The organism is Nonomuraea sp. NPDC051298, assembly GCF_055586305.1.
This window is the reverse complement of record NZ_JBVJIM010000004.1, coordinates 131,188-148,881: the sequence shown is the minus strand read 5'-3', so window position 1 is coordinate 148,881 and position 17,694 is coordinate 131,188. Positions and strand designations below refer to the sequence as shown.

The 17,694-nt window shown below is 70.0% G+C and carries 15 protein-coding genes; 12 read left to right on the top strand and 3 right to left on the bottom strand.

Translation table 11 applies throughout. From position 1 onward, the window contains the following. The first annotated feature begins 194 nt into the window (after window positions 1-194). The 4 genes from ACZ6S0_RS14300 (at window position 195) to ACZ6S0_RS14285 (ending at window position 4,319) form a co-directional block, all read left to right on the top strand. The gene (locus ACZ6S0_RS14300) at window positions 195-2,972 is read left to right on the top strand and encodes a sensor histidine kinase (RefSeq protein WP_465916443.1); all 2,778 of its coding nucleotides are present in this window, start codon (window positions 195-197) and stop codon (window positions 2,970-2,972) included. After that, window positions 2,969-3,391, top strand: a complete 423-nt coding sequence (locus ACZ6S0_RS14295; protein WP_465916439.1) for a roadblock/LC7 domain-containing protein — start codon at window positions 2,969-2,971, stop codon at window positions 3,389-3,391. The genes ACZ6S0_RS14300 and ACZ6S0_RS14295 overlap by 4 nt, the downstream gene beginning before the upstream one ends. Window positions 3,392-3,457: 66 nt before the next feature. Next, complete coding sequence (locus ACZ6S0_RS14290) at window positions 3,458-3,772, top strand: DUF742 domain-containing protein (protein ID WP_344885601.1); 315 nt, start codon at window positions 3,458-3,460, stop codon at window positions 3,770-3,772. After that, window positions 3,753-4,319, top strand: coding sequence for a GTP-binding protein (locus ACZ6S0_RS14285; protein ID WP_465916436.1), 567 nt, complete (start codon window positions 3,753-3,755; stop codon window positions 4,317-4,319). Before ACZ6S0_RS14290 ends, ACZ6S0_RS14285 begins: the two co-directional genes overlap by 20 nt. Window positions 4,320-4,352: 33 nt before the next feature. On the opposite strand, the gene ACZ6S0_RS14280 is transcribed toward ACZ6S0_RS14285, so the two are convergent. Then, window positions 4,353-5,312 (bottom strand): SIS domain-containing protein, encoded by a 960-nt coding sequence (locus tag ACZ6S0_RS14280; protein ID WP_465916432.1) that lies wholly within the window; start codon window positions 5,310-5,312, stop codon window positions 4,353-4,355. Further along, window positions 5,309-6,271 carry a hypothetical protein gene (locus ACZ6S0_RS14275; RefSeq protein ID WP_465916429.1) on the bottom strand — a complete coding sequence of 321 codons (963 nt, stop codon included), beginning with the start codon at window positions 6,269-6,271 and terminating at the stop codon, window positions 5,309-5,311. Before ACZ6S0_RS14275 ends, ACZ6S0_RS14280 begins: the two co-directional genes overlap by 4 nt. A 361-nt stretch (window positions 6,272-6,632) precedes the next feature. Here ACZ6S0_RS14275 and ACZ6S0_RS14270 point away from each other — a divergent pair, with 361 nt between their 5' ends. From ACZ6S0_RS14270 to ACZ6S0_RS14255, 4 genes are read left to right on the top strand one after another with little or no spacing between them, the layout of a single operon-like run. Continuing rightward, window positions 6,633-7,748 carry a polyamine ABC transporter substrate-binding protein gene (locus ACZ6S0_RS14270; protein WP_465916424.1) on the top strand — a complete coding sequence of 372 codons (1,116 nt, stop codon included), beginning with the start codon at window positions 6,633-6,635 and terminating at the stop codon, window positions 7,746-7,748. Between the two features lie 19 nt (window positions 7,749-7,767). Beyond that, a complete protein-coding gene (locus tag ACZ6S0_RS14265) occupies window positions 7,768-8,634 on the top strand; it encodes an ABC transporter permease (RefSeq protein ID WP_465916421.1) in 867 nt (288 codons plus the stop codon). Continuing rightward, window positions 8,627-9,406 carry an ABC transporter permease gene (locus ACZ6S0_RS14260; protein WP_344885287.1) on the top strand — a complete coding sequence of 260 codons (780 nt, stop codon included), beginning with the start codon at window positions 8,627-8,629 and terminating at the stop codon, window positions 9,404-9,406. The genes ACZ6S0_RS14265 and ACZ6S0_RS14260 overlap by 8 nt, the downstream gene beginning before the upstream one ends. After that, on the top strand, window positions 9,393-10,442 hold the full coding sequence (locus tag ACZ6S0_RS14255; protein ID WP_465916415.1) for an ABC transporter ATP-binding protein: 1,050 nt from the start codon (window positions 9,393-9,395) through the stop codon (window positions 10,440-10,442). The genes ACZ6S0_RS14260 and ACZ6S0_RS14255 overlap by 14 nt, the downstream gene beginning before the upstream one ends. Here ACZ6S0_RS14255 and ACZ6S0_RS14250 read toward each other — a convergent pair. Then, window positions 10,436-11,041 (bottom strand): TetR/AcrR family transcriptional regulator, encoded by a 606-nt coding sequence (locus ACZ6S0_RS14250; RefSeq protein ID WP_465916411.1) that lies wholly within the window; start codon window positions 11,039-11,041, stop codon window positions 10,436-10,438. The genes ACZ6S0_RS14255 and ACZ6S0_RS14250 overlap by 7 nt on opposite strands. A 125-nt stretch (window positions 11,042-11,166) precedes the next feature. Here ACZ6S0_RS14250 and ACZ6S0_RS14245 point away from each other — a divergent pair, with 125 nt between their 5' ends. The 4 genes from ACZ6S0_RS14245 to ACZ6S0_RS14230 all read left to right on the top strand — a co-directional run bounded on the left by ACZ6S0_RS14245 (window position 11,167) and on the right by ACZ6S0_RS14230 (window position 17,691). Then, on the top strand, window positions 11,167-12,432 hold the full coding sequence (locus ACZ6S0_RS14245) for a glycosyltransferase (protein WP_465916408.1): 1,266 nt from the start codon (window positions 11,167-11,169) through the stop codon (window positions 12,430-12,432). Between the two features lie 27 nt (window positions 12,433-12,459). Continuing rightward, complete coding sequence (locus ACZ6S0_RS14240) at window positions 12,460-13,857, top strand: aminobutyraldehyde dehydrogenase (RefSeq protein WP_465916405.1); 1,398 nt, start codon at window positions 12,460-12,462, stop codon at window positions 13,855-13,857. Between the two features lie 250 nt (window positions 13,858-14,107). Continuing rightward, window positions 14,108-17,272, top strand: coding sequence for a sensor histidine kinase (locus ACZ6S0_RS14235; RefSeq protein WP_465916401.1), 3,165 nt, complete (start codon window positions 14,108-14,110; stop codon window positions 17,270-17,272). Further along, window positions 17,269-17,691: a roadblock/LC7 domain-containing protein gene (locus ACZ6S0_RS14230; protein WP_425568585.1), complete on the top strand. Its 423-nt coding sequence runs from the start codon at window positions 17,269-17,271 to the stop codon at window positions 17,689-17,691. The genes ACZ6S0_RS14235 and ACZ6S0_RS14230 overlap by 4 nt, the downstream gene beginning before the upstream one ends. Window positions 17,692-17,694 lie beyond the last annotated feature (3 nt).

The window sequence follows — 17,694 nt, the reverse complement described above, 5'->3', positions numbered from 1 at the left end:
AGGTTTATTTCGTGTCGTGAGCGCTTCCAGGATGGAGCACCAGGTTCTATCCTCAGGAGTCACATGTACTCTCTTTTGTCGCGTTATGTTCGCTTGGCCACGGGCCATGGGATGTGTTCCAATTACCGGCACTTGCTGATTTCCCCCAGGGCACAGGGGTCCTCATATACGCCGGATCGGGCGAGGTGCGTTTGGTGAGTACAGCGGTGGGCGTCAAGCAGACCGGCGAGAGCGGCTGGCGGCTGCGCAACTGGCGTGTCCGGGCGCGGCTCGTCGCCCTCATCCTGGTGCCGACCGCCGCCGCCGTGCTGCTCGGCGGCGTCCAGGTGCTCTCCTCGACGTCGGCGGCGGCGGACTACGCGCGGACGAACCAGTTCGCCCAGCTCTCGGCCGAACTGGGCGGGCTCACCCACCTGGTCTCCGCCGAGCGGGCCAGGACCGCGTGGTACATCGCGCGCGACCGGCCGGCGGACGGGCTGTCCGAGGTGCAGGCCCAGATGGACCAGGTGGACCTGGCGGCCAGGCAGGTACGCGGCATCGCCAGGCAACTGATGAGCGAGTCGACCGGGCGTACCGCGGACCAGTTGGAACACCTGCTCAACCGCCTCGACGACCTGACCTCCCTGCGCAAGCAGGCGCTGGACGCCAACCTGCTGCCCGGCCCGGCCGTCGAGCTCTACACCACGGTCGTCAACGACCTGCTCTCGGTCCACAACGAGCTGGTCAAGGGCAGCGTGGACGACGAGCTGTTCCGCCAGACGAGCCTGCTCGACGGGCTCGCCCGCGCCAAGGAGAGCGTCTCCTACCAGCAGGCGCTGGTCACCATCGTGCTGGTCGAGGGGGCGTTCGACGCCGACCAGCTCGAGCGGTTCCTCGGCGAGCAGTCCAGGGAGGCCAACGAGCGCAAGGGCTTCGCCGCCGAGGCCACCGCCGAGGAGCGGCGCGTCTTCGACGAGACCGTCAACGGCCGCTCCGCCGACCGGATGCTGTTCCTGCGCGAGCTGGTGCTGATCAGGGCCACCAGCGGGCTGCCGCTGCGCGGCCTCGACCAGGCCAGGAAGGACGACGCCAAGGAGTGGTTCGACGCGGCGAACGTGGTCGTCGACTCCATGCGCAAGGTCGAGGAGCGCCAGGCCCAGGACATCGTGGCCCGCAGCCAGGAGCTGAGCGGCGCGGAGCGGACGCAGGCGTTCGTGACCGCGGGCGCCGTGCTCGCGCTGCTCGTGGCCGTGCTGCTGATCACCACCGGCGTCGCGAGGTCGCTGGTCCGTCCGCTGCGCCGCCTGCGCGGCGAGGCCCTGGAGATCGCGGGAAAGCGGCTGCCCGAGTTCGTGCAGCATCTGAGGGAGTCGCGCGACGGCGCGGCCACCGCCGAGGTCCCGCCCATCGGCATCTTCACCAAGGACGAGGTGGGCGAGGTCGCCCGGGCGTTCGACGAGGTGCACCGCGAGGCCGTACGGCTGGCCGGCGACGAGGCCAAGCTGCGCTCCAACGTCAACGCGATGTTCGTCAACCTGTCGCGGCGCAGCCAGACGTTGGTCGAGCGGCAGCTCACGCTCATCGAGAAGCTGGAGCGCGGCGAGCGCGACGACACCCGGCTGGGCGACCTGTTCAAGCTCGACCACCTGGCCACCCGCATGCGGCGCAACAGTGAGAACCTCCTCGTCCTCGCCGGGCAGGAGGCGGCCCGCAAGTGGAGCGAGCCGGTCGAGCTGATGGACATCGTGCGGGCGGCGCTCGGCGAGGTCGAGAGCTACGACCGGGTCAGCATCCAGGTGCAGTCGGACGTCGCCATCGCCGGGCAGGCGGTCACCGACTGCGTGCACCTGCTCGCCGAGCTGGTCGAGAACGCGGTGTCGTTCTCCTCGAAGGACACCAAGGTCATCATCTCCAGCAGCCGGATCGACGGCGGGAGCCTGATGCTGTCGGTCACCGATCACGGCATCGGCATGAGCCAGGAGGAGCTGACCGAGGCCAACTGGCGGCTGGCCAACCCGCCCGTCGTGGACGTGTCGGTGTCGCGGCGGATGGGCCTGTTCGTGGTCGGCCGCCTGGCGCTGCGGCACCACATCCGGGTGCAGCTCAGGCGGCAGGACATCGGCGGGCTGACGGCCATGGTGCTCGTCCCGCCCACGCTGCTCACCGGCGTGCCCGGCCCGGTGCCGGGGGCGGGGCAGCGCGTCCAGGTGCCCAGGCAGAACGGCGTCCAGGCGGCGTCCCCGGCGACCGGCCCGCTGACCCCGGCGGCCGCCGGGCCGCTGACTGGGCCGCCGGCGGGCCACCCGTCGTTCGACGCGGGCTTCGAGGCGGGGTTCGACACCGGCTTCGACGCCAGGGTGGACTCGACGTTCGACAGCGGGTTCGAGAGCGGGTTCGACAACAGGTTCGACAGCGGGCTCGGCGGTGGCTTCGACACCGGGCTCGACCCCCGGCACGATCCCCGGCTGGACCCACGGCTGGACCCACGGCTCGACACCGCCACTCCCGCGGCCGAGCCGTCGTCGTGGTTCAGCGCCACACAGAGCCGCTCGGTCGAGCAGCCGCCCCCGCCCGACGTGGTCGCGCCCCGGCCCTCGTTCTCCGGCCTGGCCGCGCCGACCTCGTTCCCGACCCCGGCGGCGCCCGCCAACGACGAGTTCCTGCCGATCTTCGCCTCCGTCGAGGAGAGTGGCTGGTTCAGCAAGTCCGCCCCCACGGCCGACCACCGTGACGAGCGCGAGGGTCACTGGTCGTCACCGGCCGACCAGGGCTGGCAGGCCGCCGGGGCGAGCGCCCAGCCCGCCGGCAACGGCACCACGAACTCCGGCTTGCCGAAGCGGACGCCGAGAGCGAACCTGGTACCGGGCACCGCGAACCCCCAGCCGCCGCCCGCTCCCGCTCCTCCGGTGTCCCCCGACCGGTTGCGCAGCCGGCTGGCCAGCTACCAGCAGGGCGTACGCAAAGGACGCGCTGAGCTCGAGGAGGACTCATGAAGGAGCTGAGCCAGGCCGCCAGAGACGTCAACTGGCTGGTCAGCGGCTTCGTCGACGAGGTCCCGGGCGTGGCGCACGCGGTGGTGGTCTCCGCCGACGGACTGCCCATGGCCTTCTCCAGAGGCTTTCCCAAAGACCGGGCCGACCAGCTCGCCGCCATCGCGGCCGGGCTGGTGAGCCTCACGCAGGGGTCCGCGCGCGTGTTCGAGGGCGGCGGGGTCACCCAGACCCTGGTGGAGATGGAGCGGGGCCTGCTGCTGGTGATGTCGATCAGCGACGGGTCCTGCCTGGCGGTGCTGGCGGCGCCCGACTGTGACATGGGCCTGGTCGCCTATCAGATGACGATCCTGGTCGAGCGCGCGGGACAGGTGCTCACACCTGCCGTACGGGCGGAGCTGTCCGCCTCGCGCCCGTGGTGAAGGGAGTGAACCTTGGCATCGTGGCACAACGGTGAGCCGGAGCCCGAGCGCAGTTCGCTCGTCCGGATGTATGCCGTCACCGGCGGCAGGACCACTCCGCGTACGGAGCTGGCCATGGAGGCGCTGGTGTCGTCGGCCACCTCGGCGCAGCTCGGCACGACCTACACGCGCGAGTACCGCGCGATCAGCGAGTTGTGCCGGCAGGTGCGGTCCGTGGCGGAGATCTCGGCGCTGCTCGGCGTCCCCCTCGGGGTGGCGAGGGTGCTGATCGCCGACATGGAGGCGGACGGGCTGGTCAGGGTGTACCAGCCGCAGCTCGAGGCGGGTCTGCCCGACCGGGGCCTGCTCGAAAGGGTGCTGAGTGGACTCCGCAGGCTCTAGCCGGCTCACCGCCACGAAGATAGTCGTGGCGGGCGGGTTCGGCGTGGGGAAGACCACGTTCGTGGGCGCGGTGTCGGAGATCACGCCGCTCACCACCGAGGCGCTCATGACGGACGCCTCGCAGGGCATCGACGACCTCGGGCACACGCCGGCCAAGGCGACCACCACCGTGGCGATGGACTTCGGCCGGCTCTCGCTGGACCGGGACCTGATCCTCTACCTGTTCGGCACGCCGGGGCAATACCGGTTCTGGTTCATGTGGGATGACCTGGTACGCGGGGCCATCGGCGCCGTGGTGCTGGTCGACTCGCGGCGGCTGGCCGACAGCTTCCCCGCCGTCGACTACTTCGAGGAGTCCGGGATCCCGTTCGTGATCGGGCTCAACGGCTGGGACGGTGCGTTCCCGCACGTCGAGAGCGAGGTGCGGGAGGCGCTGACGCTGTCGGCGCACGTGCCCGTCGTCCGCACGGACGCGCGTGCGCGGGAGGCGGTCAAGCACACCCTGATCACGCTGGTCGAGCACGCGCTGACCGTGCGGTCGCACTGAGGGGCTCGCGAGCCGCTCAGTCTCGCGGGACGCTCACTGCTCCGCCCACCAGTAGGCGGCCACCAGCTCGGCCACGAGCGTCTCGGTGAGCAGGGCCACGTCCTGGTCGTCGTCGTGCGTGTACCGGATCGCGGCGGTGGCGTCCTTCACCTCGGGGCCCACGGTGACCACCGTGGACTCGCGGCGGCGTACCCAGTCCATGGCCTGCTCGTCGTAGCGGGAGCCGGGGAAGAGCAGGGCGCGGTAGTCGAGCGTCTTGGTGAGGTAGACGTCCACGTGCGACCAGTCGCCGCTCTCGCAGGCGTCGGCCGGGCGGCGCGGGCCCTCGCGGAACATCAGCGCCGACTGCTCGGCCGACGACAGGCGCTCGGCGGGGGCGATCGTGTAGACGCCGTGCGGGCCGTCCAGCAGCTCCATGGCCAGGGGGACCCATTCGTCCCTGCGCTCCAGCAGGTCCGCCGTGGCCTGCGCGGCGCGTTCGACCAGCTCGGGGAGGTCGCGGCCGCGGCCCGTGAGCCGTTGCTCCAGGGCCAGGAGCAGGGCCAGGGTGTGCTGGAACGTACGGCAGGCCACGCCGCCCCGCTCCTCGCCCGCCCGCAGGTCGACCACCAGGTCGGCGGCCTCGGCCAGCGGGGAGCCCGGCCGGTTGGTCAGGGCGGCCAGGAAGGCGGGGCCGCCCGCGTATCGTTCGACGGCGTCGAGCGTCTCCCGGCTGGAGCCGGTGGCCGAGATCGGCACGACCAGCGTGCCGGGGGCGGGCGGGAGGCTCGCGGCGGCGGAGGCGTACTCGGCGTGGGCGTTCACCCCGGCCGCGCGCAGCCGCAGCGCCGCCACCCCGGCCGCGTAGCGGGAGCTGCCCATGCCCAGGAACAGGACCCGTTCGACGTCCTCGGGAAGCCCGTCGAACGGGTCGGCCGCCCTGAGCGCCGCGGCCAGCCTCGCCAGCGCCTCCGGCTTGGACTCCAGATCGGACAGGTAGTGCTCGGAATTCACGAGATGTTCTCCTCGGGGTACCAGGTGCGCAGCACACCCATGGGGGCGTAGCGCCAACGGGGGAGGTGGCGGGCGGCGTAGATCAGCTCACGGCACTCCTGCTCCACCTCGAACGGGCGGATCAGGCTCTCGTCCAGCAGGTGCCCGCCGTGCCCGGCGGACAGGTGCACCCGGTAGGCGGCCAGCAGCCGGGCGCGGGCCCGCCGCGCCCATCCGGTGACCTGCTCGGGCGGGGCGTCGCGGCGCCTGACCGCGACCTGGGCCACGTGCTCCAGGCTCGTGGTGAGCTGGGCCACGTCCCTGGCGGGCGGCTGGTACGGGTCGGCGTCGGCCACCGTGGGATTGCCGTCGAAGTCGATGACCGCGTACCCGTCGCGCCACCGGAGGAACTGGCCCACGTGGAGGTCGCCGTGGATCCGGATGGCGGGCGTGGTGACGGGCGTGTCGAGCGGGGCCAGCTCCCGCCGCATGGCCTCGGTCCTGGTCGCCAGCCACGCGCCGTCCTCCCCGCCGGTCAGCTCGATCGCCTCGGCGAGCGCCTGCCGCGCCCTGGCGGCCGTGCTCGTCACCTGGCCCGCCGCCCGATCGCGGGGGCCTGTCCTCCGATCGGGGGAGCCTGTCTTTCGATCGGGGGAGAGGGTGGACAGGGCCAGGTGCAGCTCGGCGGCGAGGCGGCCCAGCTCGGAGGCGAAGGCGGTGCGACCGGCCACGGCCTCGTCCACGCACCACTCCCAGCCGTCCGTGGCCTCCGGCAGGTACCCCGTCACCAGGGCGAGCAGGTGCTCCCGGCCGTCCAGCACGCCGGTCAGCGCCGCGTAAGGAGGCGCGGTGTCGTTGAAGCCCGCCTCAACGAGGTGGGCGAGGATCTCCGGAGCGGGGTGCGGCAGCGGCACGGGGGGTGTCAGCCACTTCACGACCACCCGCTCGCCGACGATCACCGAGTAATTCGTCTGATCCACGTGGGCGCCGAAATCTCGCTCATCTGGGGCCCCAGTGTGGAGATCTTCAGGGCCGTACGAGAGGGTGGGCAGCGGCAGGAATCGCCGTACGGCGAAGGGCGGCGGCACGTCCCCCTCCAACAGCCGCAGCAGAGCGGCGGTGAGCCCGCGATCTCGGGCGGTGAGTGGCCTCTCACCCAGAGAGATCATGCGACGGCTTATTGAATCCCAATTCAACTGGTGGACCAAACTTCCTGGTAGCAATGTTATGAAAAGTCTTGCTCATGTTGATTTCTGCTGCAACACTCCTGCTCTGGTCTGCTGTGTCCGGTAAGGTCGCGCGACCCCTCTTAAGTCACAAATTTCAGAAGGAGTAGCGGCCGTGCCCCGTACCCGGTTCACCCGTCGTCTCCCGGCCGCCGCGGCGGCGGCCGGACTCGCGCTGGCTGTCACGGCGTGCGGCGGTGAGTCGTCGTCAACCTCAGCAGGCGCTGCGGCGGCCGACCAGCTCAAGCCCAACGCGGACCTGTCGAAGCAGACTCTGCGGATCACGGTGTGGGACGGTTACACGCCCAAGGAACTCCCCGAGAAGGTCAAGGAGAAGCTGAAGGTCCAGGGGTTGGACGTCAAGCTGCACGGCACCAACGAGGAGGCGATGGCCAAGCTGACCGCCTCGGGTGACAGCGGCATCGACGTGGCCTTCGTCTCCGGCCAGTACGCCCAGGCGCTCAACGCCCAGGGCCTCCTGGAGCCGATCCACCCCGAGCTGATCCCCAACCTGGCCAACCTCTACCCGGAGGCCACCCAGCTCTCCTACGACAAGGGCAACAAGTACTCCGTGCCCTACACCTGGGGCACGACCGGCATCTGCTACCGCACCGACCTGGTGAAGGCCAAGCCGACCAGTTGGAACGATCTCCTCAAGCCCCCCGCCTGGGCCGAGAAGAAGGTCACGATGATGACCACCGAGCGCTGGCTGGCCCTGCCCGCGATCAAGGCGCTCGGCTACTCGGTCAACACCGACAAGGACGAGGAGATCGAGAAGGTCCGCGAGCTGCTCATGGCCCAGCAGCCCCACCTGCTCACCTACGACGACACGACGTTCGGCGACCGGCTGAAGAGCGGCGAGGCCATCATGGTCGAGGCGTGGGACGGCTGGTGCCCGACCACCGACCCGAAGGGCAACATCGCCTTCGAGGTGCCGAAGGAGGGCAGCGACCTCTGGGTGGACACCATGGTGGTCATGAAGTCCTCCAAGAACAAAGAGGCCGCGCACGCCCTGATCAACTACATCCTCGACCCCGAGATCCACAGTTGGGCGGCCGAGAACATCAACTACAAGGTCCCCAACAAGCCGGCCATGGAGCGGGTGCAGGTCCCGAAGGGCTCGTTGCTCGGCATCACGCCCGCCGAGCTGCTCGACGGTGAGTCGATCATCGACCTCGGTCAGGCGTCGACGAAGTACACCCGTCTCTCGGAAGACATCAAGGCGCAGTAGTCGTAGTGAAGTCGAAGTAGTGAAGTCAGAGTCAAAGGCCCGGCCGGCGTCCCGTTCGCGGGGGCGTCGGCTGGGCGCCTTCGTGTTCCTGGCGCCGGGGCTGACGTACCTGCTCGTGCTGATGCTGGTGCCGCTCGCGCTGGTGATGAGCTACACCGTGTTCCAGCGCGGGCGCTTCGGCGGGGTGGTCTACGAGTTCACGTCGGAGAACTTCGCCCGTCTGGTCGACCCGCTCTACCTGGGCGTGGTCGCCGACTCGCTGAAGATCGCGGCCATCACCGCGCTCATCGCGCTGCTGGCCGGCTATCCGACGGCGTACCTGATCGCCCAGCTCCCGCGCAGGTGGAAGACGATCGCGCTGGTCGCGGTCGTGCTGCCGTTCTGGACGAACTTCATCATCCGCGTCTACGCGTGGATCATCCTGCTGAGCGGCCCCGGGCTGGTCAACAGCGGGCTGAAGGTGTTCGGGCTCGGGCCGCTGGACCTGCTCTACAACGAGGGCGCGATCGTGGCGGGGCTGGTGTACTCGTACCTGCCGCTCATGGTGCTGCCGCTGTACGCCACGATCGAGAAGCTCGACCCGCAGCTCAGGGAGGCCTCCGCCAACCTGGGCGCCTCGGGGTTCACCACGTTCAGGAAGGTCACGCTGCCGCTCACGGTGCCGGGGGTGCTGACCGGGAGCCTGTTCGTGTTCGTGCCGAGCTTCGGCAACTTCGTCATCCCCGAGATCCTCGGCGGCGGCAAGTCGAACATGGTGGGCAACCTGATCAGGCAGCAGTTCCTGTCGGCGCGCGACTGGCCGTTCGGCTCGACGCTCGCGCTGGCGGTCATCGCGGTGCTGATCGTGCTGCTGATAGCGCAGGCGTGGGTGGCCCGCCGTGCGTAGGTCGAAGCTCCTCTACGTCCCCTTCTGGGCCACGTACGTCTTCCTGTACCTGCCGATCGCCGTGCTCGTCGTGATGTCGTTCAACTCCGGTGACTCGGCCTACACCTACGAGGGCTTCAGCCTCAAGTGGTACGGCGAGCTGGCCGGTGACGAGCGGGTCGTCAACGGCGTGGTCAGCACGCTGATCGTGGCCACCGGGTCCACCGTGATCGCCACCGTGCTGGGCACCCTGCTGGCCGTCGGGCTGGCCAGGCACACCAGGTCGAAGGCGCTCGACGCGATCTCGCTGATGCCCGCGGTGCTGCCGGACCTCGTGCTGGCCATCGGGCTGCTGGTGTTCTACGGCATGATCCAGCTCACGCTGGGGCTGTACTCGGTGGTGCTGGCCCACGGCGTGTTCGCGATGGCGTTCGTGGCGGCCGTGGTGCGTACCCGGCTGACCGGGGCCGACACCTCGCTGGAGGAGGCGTCCAGGGACCTGGGCGCCGGGCCCGTGACGACGTTCATGAGGATCACGCTGCCGCAGCTCATGCCGGGCATCGTGGCCGGCGCGCTGCTGGCGTTCACGCTGTCGCTGGACGAGTTCGTGATCGCGTTCTTCACGATCGGCAACGGCGAGCCGACGCTGCCGATCGTCATCTACTCAATGATCCGTTTCGGGGTCACCCCGAAGATCAACGCGCTGGCCGCGGTCCTGCTCATCGTGAGCTTCACGGCCGTGATCGCCGGGCAGCGCCTGACCAAGATCGGGGAGTCGCGTGCTCAGGATTGACGGGGTCTCGCGCAGGTTCGGGGAGGTCACGGCGCTCGACGGCGTGTCGCTGGAGATCGGCCAGGGCGAGTTCTTCGCGCTGCTGGGCCCCTCCGGCTGCGGCAAGACCACGTTGCTGCGCATCGTCGCCGGGTTCGAGACGCCCGACGCGGGAACGGTCACGCTCGACGGCGCCGACCTGCTCGCGCAGCCGCCGAACCGGCGGCCGATCAGCCTCATGTTCCAGTCGTACGCGCTGTTCCCGCACATGACCGTGGCCAAGAACGTGGCCTATGGGCTGGAGCGCGAGCGCCTGCCCCGCGACGAGGTCAGGCGGCGCGTCGGCGAGGTGCTGGAGACGGTCGGGCTGTCGGCGCACGGCTCCCGCAAGCCCGCCCAGCTCTCCGGCGGCCAGCGGCAGCGGGTGGCGCTGGCCCGCTCGATCGTCAAGCGGCCCCGGCTGCTGCTGCTCGACGAGCCGCTCTCGGCCCTGGACAAGAAGGTCCGCGCCGACATGCAGCTCGAACTCAAGCGGCTGCAGCACGAGGTGGGCATCACCTTCGTGGTCGTCACCCACGACCAGGAGGAGGCCATGTCGCTGGCCGACCGCATCGCGGTCTTCGAGCGCGGCAACGTACGCCAGGTGGACGAGCCGATCGCCCTGTACGAGCGCCCGCGCTCCCCGTTCGTGGCCGACTTCGTCGGCGCCAACAACCTCTTCCCCGGCTCCTCCAGCGGCCTGGACGGCATCAAGAGCGAGCGGTTCGGCCTGCTGGCGGGCAAGCCGCTGGCGGAGCTGCCGACCGGCGCGCAGGCGCTGCTGGCCGTGCGGCCCGAGAAGATCGAGCTGGCCGACGAGGACGCCGCCAAGGGACTGCCGGGCAGCGTCCTGGACGTCAGCTTCTACGGTGGCGTGTCGCACCTGTCGGTGGACGTCCCCGGCCACGACAAGCCCGTCCTGGCCGCCGTGCAGGGCGCCAGCTCGGTACGGGCGGGCGCCAAGGTCAAGGTCCACTGGGAGCCGGAAGACGCGGTGATCATGGCGGCCGATCAGTGAGCGAGGTCGTTGCCCGTGGCGGCACGCGCGTACGAGAGGATCAGCTCGGCCGCCTCGGCCGGGCCGATCAGCGGGTGGCGGGCCGTGATGCGGTAGCCGTAGGCGTCCTCCAGCGCCACCAGGTTGCGCGCGATCGTCAGCGAGTCGGCGCTCAGCCTGAACACCCGCAGCGCGGCCCCGGTGTCCAGGATCGCCTGGTACATCGACACCTGGCGGTCGTAGAGCGAGGTGAGCAGCACGCCGTAGACCCGGTTGCGGCCCGCAGCCCCGCCCAGCTCGTTGAGCAGGCGCACGTCGGGGTCGAGCGGCCCGGTGGGCAACCCCGACCTGATCGTGACCACGAGTTTCTCGACGGGGTCGGTGAGCGCGGCGAGCTGGCGCAGCCGCTGCTCGTAGAAGCGCTCCATGCCCGCGTGCTGCGCCTCGACGAGCAACTCGCTGAGGTCGGGATAGTGGTAGAGCACGGCGCCGGAGGTCAGACCGGCCTCCTCGGCGACATGCGAGAGCTGTACACCGTCGATGCCGTGGCGGATGATGGCCCTGCGTGCGGCCTCGATCAGATCGATGCGCCGATCACTGCGGCTCTTGCGCTGAGCCACCCTCACCACCTTCACTCGTTTGGCCACTGTTCAGTTAGCCGTGACCATAGTGCCCTTAACTTGACCTTCCCGCTAGATCAGTTTTTGAATTGCCCTTCAAAATGACGAGTCCAACCGGAGGCTCGATGTCTCTCACGTTCCTGTTCATGCCGGAAAGCGCCTACGGGCCCACCAACAACTCCATCGGTATCGGCGACATCCTGCGGCAGCGCGGCCACCGGGTCGTCTTCGCCGCCGAGGCGTCCTGGAAGGGCAAGCTCGAAGCCCTCGGGTTCGAGGAGGACCTGGTCGACCTGGCCCCGCCCGCCGAGGAGGAGCAGGACGCCGGCCAGTTCTGGAAGGACTTCATCCGTGAGACCGCGCCCGAGTACCGCAAGAGCACGCTGGCGCAGCTCGAGACCGTCACCAAGCCGATCTGGGCCGAGCTGGTCGACGGCGCGAAGTACTGCGAGCCGCAGCTCAAGGCCATCATCGAGCGGGTGAACCCCGACGTCGTCGTCGAGGACAACGTGATCACGTTCCCGGCGCTGCTCACGACGGGCAAGAAGTTCGTCCGCATCGTCTCCTGCCAGCCGCTGGAGATGCGCGGCGAGAACGTCCCGCCGGTCTTCTCCGGCCTGCCCGCCGCCGACCGCTCCGACTGGGACGCCTTCCGCGCCGAGTACGACCGCACCCACCGCGAGCTGTGGACCGCCTTCAACGAGTGGTGCGTCGAGCAGGGCACCGCGCCGCTGCCCGAACTCGACTTCATCCACGAGGGCGACCTGAACCTCTACGTCTACCCGGAGATCGCCGACTACGCCGACGCCCGCCCGCTGGGCCCGGCGTGGCACCGCCTCGACTCCTCGGTGCGCGAGACGGAGGGGGACTTCACGCTGCCCTTCGAGCGCAACGACGGCTCGCTGATCTACTTCTCGCTCGGCTCGCTGGGCTCCTCGGACGTGGAGCTGATGCAGCGGGTGGTCGACGTGCTGGCGACGACCCCGCACCAGTACATCGTCTCCAAGGGCCCGCTGCACGAGGAGATCAAGCTGGCCGACAACATGTGGGGCGCGGAGTTCGTTCCGCAGACTAAGATCATCCCATTGTGTGACTTGGTCATCACCCATGGCGGCAACAACACGACCACTGAGGCGCTGCACTTCGGCAAGCCGATGATCCTGCTGCCGCTCTTCTGGGACCAGTACGACAACGCCCAGAGGGTCGATGAACTCGGTTACGGCGTCAGGCTTTCGACCTACGCCTTCACCGACGAAGAACTCACGGGGGCGGTCTCGCGCCTGCTCGGCGACGCCGAGCTGCGGGCGGGGCTGGCCGCCGCGGGCGAGGAGATCCGGCGCCGCGACGGCCTGCGCAAGGCCGCCGACCTGATCGAGCAGCTCGGCCAGTAGCACGACCTGAAAGATGAAGTCTTCCTGATGCGCGAACTGATCAACCCCGCCACCGGCCTCCCGTGTGCCGAGATCCCGGACACGCCGGTGCAGGGTGTGGCGTCGGCCGTACGAGCCGCGCGGGCGGCGTTCGAGGAGTGGTCCCAGACCACGCCCGCCGACCGCGCCCGGCTGCTGCTGCGGCTGGCCGACCTCGTGGAGGCCGACGCCGACGAGCTGACCAGGCTCGAAGTGGAGGAGACGGGCAAGCCGGCCGCGGTGTTCCGTGACGGCGAGCTGCCGTTCGCGGTGGACAACCTGCGCTTCTTCGCCGGTGCCGCCCGCTCGCTGGAGGGCACGGGGGCCGGGGTGTTCAGCCCCGGCTACACCTCGGTCCTGGTGCGCCGCCCCGTCGGGGTGGTGGGGTCGATCGCGCCGTGGAACTTCCCGTTCGTGATGGCGGTCTGGAAGGTCGGCCCGGCGGTGGCCGCGGGCAACGCCGTGGTGATCAAGCCGGCCCCGCAGACGCCCCGTACGACGTTGCGCCTGGCCGAGCTGTTCGCCAAGGCGGGCGCGCCCGACCATTTGGTCCAGGCCGTCACCGGCGACGCGGAGGTGGGTCAGGCCCTGGTCACCGACCCGGGCGTGGACATGGTCAGCGTGACCGGCTCCACCGAGACCGGCCGCGCGGTCATGAACGGCGCCGCGGCCACGCTCAAGCGGGTCCACCTCGAACTCGGCGGCAAGGCGCCGGCGCTGGTGTTCGAGGACGCCGACCTGGCGGAGATGGCCCGTGGCGTGGCCATGGGCGCGACGTACAACAGCGGGCAGGACTGCACGGCGGCCACCCGCGTCTACGTCGCACGGGAAATCTACGGCGAAGCCGTGGAGGCGATCCGGGCAACTCTTGCCGAAATCACCGTCGGTGACCCCTGGGACCCGGCGACGGACATCGGCCCGCTGATCTCGGCCGCGCACCGGGACCGGGTGCACGGGTTCGTCTCGCGGGCGGAGGGCCGGGTGCTCCACGGTGGGGCCCCGATCGGGGGCTCCGGGTTTTTCTACCCGCCCACGCTCGTCGCCGACGTCGCGCAGACCAGCGAGATCGTGCAGGGTGAGCTTTTCGGGCCGGTTCTCGTCGCGTTGCCGTTCGACGGCGAGGACGAAGCGGTCAGACTGGCCAACGACACTAGATACGGTCTGGCCTCGTCGGTGTGGTCGCGTGACGTGGCCCGCGCACTGCGGGTCTCACACCGGCTCGATGTGGGTGTGACCTGGGTGAACGACCACCTTCCCATCGCCAGCGAAGCTCCGCACGGTGGGGTGAAGGGCAGCGGGTTCGGCAAGGACATGAGCCAGGAGGCGGTCCAGGAGTACTCGGTGACGCGGCACCTGATGGTGAAGCACGCGGCACCCGCGGAGCGGGATTCGTTCCGGCCCGCCTGAAAACGTGATGGTGCAATGCTGCCCAAAGTGCCTCTTTGGGCGCATGTGATGGGATATGTTCGGTTGGCCGATCTGGTATGGGTTGTGTTCCAATTACCCAGCCGGAAGAATCCCATGCGCCACACGCGTGTCTGATTTTCTTCGAGCACGTACCGGCGAGAGGTTGCGAGACTCAGTGAGGACGAAAGACCCCAGACACACGAGGTCAGGGGAGTACACAGGCGGACGGTTCCGGCTGGCGAACTGGCGTGTGCGCTCGAGGCTGGTCGCGCTGATCCTCATCCCCACCGTCGTGGGTGTGCTGCTCGCCGGCGTCCAGCTTGCCGACGCCATCGGCACCAGCGCCGAGTACCGCCGGCTCACCCAGGTGGCCGAGCTGGTCCAGCGCATCGGTGCGCTCAACCACGAACTCGGCGAGGAGCGCACGCTCACCGCGTGGTACGTCGCCGACAACCGCAGAGGCACGCGTCTCGTCCAGCTCAAGACGCAGCGCCAGGCCACCGACAAGGCCAAGCAGCAGGCGCTGGCGGCCGCCACGGCCATCGACACCTCGCACTCGCTCCGCGTGCAGGACGGCGTCGAGAACATGCGCCGCTGGCTCGACGGCCTCGACAGCCTGCGCGAGTCGATGGTCGGCAACGTCCCGGCCCGAGCCGTCGTGAGCACGTACACCACGATGATCCAGGCTTTCTCCGTCATCCAGGGAGACCTGGGCGACGGCGTCAACGACGACGCGCTGCTGGGAGACGCGGCCGCGCTCGGCTCGCTCCAGCGGCTCAAGGAGGAGGTCTCGCGGCAGCAGATCATCCTCATCATCACCCTGGAGCAGCGCAAGATCGACAGCGCCGACTGGTCCGACTTCCTCGGCTCCTGGAACAAGCAGCAGTCCGAGCTGGCCGCCTTCGAGCTGGAGGCCGACCCGGCGGACATCGAGGCGTACCGGAAGAGCGTCAGGGGTCTGGAGATCGACCGCGCCGACGCCATGCGCCAGCGCGCGCTGGCGCAGGTGAGCGCCGACAACCGGATCAGGGACCTCGACGTCACCACCCTGCGCGACCTGAGCAACTGGTACGAGAGCACCACGGCCGTCGGCAACGCCATGCGCAAGGTCGAGGACGGACTGGCCGGCAAGATCGTGGCCAGGACGCGTGACCTGAGCGACTCCGAGCAGCGCAACGCCATCATCTCCGGCGCGCTGATCCTCGTCCTGCTGCTCCTGGTCCTGATCATCACCACCCGCGTGGCCGGTTCGCTGGTGCGCCCGCTGCGCCGGCTGCGGGCCGAGGCGCTGCAGGTCGCCACGACCCGGCTGCCCGACACCGTCCGCGTGCTGCGCGAGTCGGGCGACGGGGCGCAGGTGCCCGAGGTGCCGTCGATCGGCGTCAACACCCGTGACGAGATCGGTGAAGTGGCGCGGGCGTTCGACGAGGTCCACCGCGAGGCGATCCGGCTGGCCGGCGACGAGGCCAAGCTGCGGGCCAACGTCAACTCCATGTTCGTCAACCTCTCCCGCCGCAGCCAGACGCTGGTCGAACGGCAACTCCAGCTCATCGAGGGCCTGGAGCAGGGCGAGGAGGACGAGCAGCGGCTCGCGAACCTCTTCCGCCTCGACCACCTGGCCACCCGCATGCGCCGCAACAGCGAGAACCTCCTGGTCCTCGCCGGCCAGGAGGCCGCGCGCAAGTGGAGCGACCCGGTGCCGCTGGTCGACATCGCCCGCGCCTCGCTCTCGGAGGTCGAGAACTACGAGCGGGTCCAGATCCAGATCCCGTCCGGCACGCTGATCGTGGGCCCGGCCGTCACCGACGCCGTCCACCTGCTCGCCGAGCTGATCGAGAACGCCATCTCCTTCTCGCCCCGCGAGAGCAAGGTCACCGTCAACAGCACCCCCGCCGAGGGCGGCGTGCTCGTGACGATCAACGACCTGGGCATCGGCATGAGCCAGGACGAGCTGGCCGAGGCCAACTGGCGGCTGGCCAACCCGCCCGTCGTGGACGTGGCGGTGTCGCGCCGGATGGGCCTGTTCGTGGTCGGCCGCCTGGCGCTGCGCCACGGTGTCCGTGTCCAGCTCAGCATGCGCGAGACCGGCGGCCTGAGCGCGCTGGTGATGATGCCCGACATGCTCATCAGCAACGGCCAGGGCGTCCCGCAGCAGGGCGGCCAGTACGAGGCGTTCACCACGTTCGACCCGAGCACGTTCGGGCTGCAGTCGCCCAACGGCTCCCACCCCTCCTTCGACGACGTCCCCGAGCAGCAGGTGGTCGACACCCAGTGGCCGGGCTCGCTGCCCGCGCCGGGCACCGGGAACTGGCCCTCGTTCGGTGAGCAGCCCGCCGTCTACGGGGAGGCGCAGCCGACCTCGTTCGGCGACCAGCCCGCGTCCTTCGGCGACCAGCCGTCGGTCTTCGGCGAGACGCCGGCCCCGCAGGCCGCCGACGAGCCCCGCTGGCCGTCGTTCGCCGAGGAGGTGCCGCCGCAGTCGCAGCCGTTCGGCGAGCAGCGCTGGCCCTCCATCGTCGAGGAGCAGCCGCCGGCCGCCGAGCCGCGGCCGTTCGCGGACAACCGGTGGCCGTCGTTCGCGGAGCAGCCGCCCCCGATGCAGGACGACGAGCAGCGCTGGCCGTCCTTCGCGACCGAGCCTCCGCCGCCGCAGCCGCAGGAGGAGCCGCGCTGGTCGTCGTTCGCCGACCCGCTGCCGCGCAGGTCGCTCTTCGAGGCCGAGGAGCGGCAGCGGCCGCAGTTCGGCGACTCCTACCGCTCCCCGTTCGACGACGAGCCCAAGCCCGCCGACCAGTTCGAGCAGAACGGCCACTCCGCCTACAACCCGTTCGGCCCCGGCAACTACTCCTCCCAGGACATGACCGGGCCGCTCCCCGTGGTGCGCAGCTCGCCCATCGAGGACCAGGGCGACGAATACCTGCCGATCTTCTCCTCGGTCGGCTCCGACTGGTTCCGCCGGCCGGAACCCGAGGCGCTCAGGCCGCGTTACGAGCCGGAGCCCGAGACCGAGACCACGGCCGTGCATCCGGCCGTGCCCGCCGATCCGCCGCAGCCCGCCGCGCCCCCGGTGCCCCCGCCGCCCGCCGCCGCGCCGGGCACGTCCGCGCTGCCGCAGCGCAAGCCCGGTCAGTCGGGCGTCACCGCGTCCTGGTCGTCGCCCGCCGACGCCGGATTCCAGGCCGCGCAGGCCGCCGCCCAACCGCAGCAGGGCGGCACGACCCAGTCGGGTCTGCCCCGTCGTGTCCCGAAGGCCAACCTGGTGCCCGGTACGGCCAGCCTCGCCGAGCCCCAGGCCCCGGCACCGGCGCCGCAGATCTCACCCGAGCGGTTGCGCAGCCGGCTCTCCAGCTTCCAGCAGGGTGTCCGGCAGGGCCGGGCGTTCACCCGCGGAGAAGAGAATGAGGAGGACAAATGAGAGAAATGAGCCAGGGAGCGCGCGGCATAAGCTGGCTGATCACGGACTTCGTGAACAACGTGCCAGGCGTCGCCCACACGGTGGTGGTGTCGTCTGACGGGTTGCCACTGGCCTTCTCCGAGGGTTTCCCCAAGGACCGGGCCGACCAGCTCGCCGCGGTCGCCTCCGGTGTGATCAGCTTGACCCAGGGGGCCGCGCGGGTTTTCGAGGGCGGTATGGTGACCCAGACCGTTATCGAAATGCAGCGTGGGCTCTTGATGATCATGTCGATCAGTGATGGCTCCTGCTTGGCAGTACTGGCCGCCCCCGACTGTGACATGGGTCTGGTCGCCTACCAGATGACTTTGCTGGTCGAGCGGGCTGGGCAGGTGCTGACGCCCGCCGTACGCGCTGAGCTGCAATCGGCCCGCCCCCGCTAGTTG

Bases quoted from the DNA above. Each gene is read 5' to 3' on its own strand.
- ACZ6S0_RS14230 (WP_425568585.1), top strand. From the start codon at position 17,269: ATGAGAGAAATGAGCCAGGGAGCGCGCGGCATAAGCTGGCTGATCACG.
- ACZ6S0_RS14290 (WP_344885601.1), top strand. From the start codon at position 3,458: ATGTATGCCGTCACCGGCGGCAGGACCACTCCGCGTACGGAGCTGGCC.
- ACZ6S0_RS14240 (WP_465916405.1), top strand. From the start codon at position 12,460: ATGCGCGAACTGATCAACCCCGCCACCGGCCTCCCGTGTGCCGAGATC.
- ACZ6S0_RS14245 (WP_465916408.1), top strand. From the start codon at position 11,167: ATGTCTCTCACGTTCCTGTTCATGCCGGAAAGCGCCTACGGGCCCACC.
- ACZ6S0_RS14295 (WP_465916439.1), top strand. From the start codon at position 2,969: ATGAAGGAGCTGAGCCAGGCCGCCAGAGACGTCAACTGGCTGGTCAGC.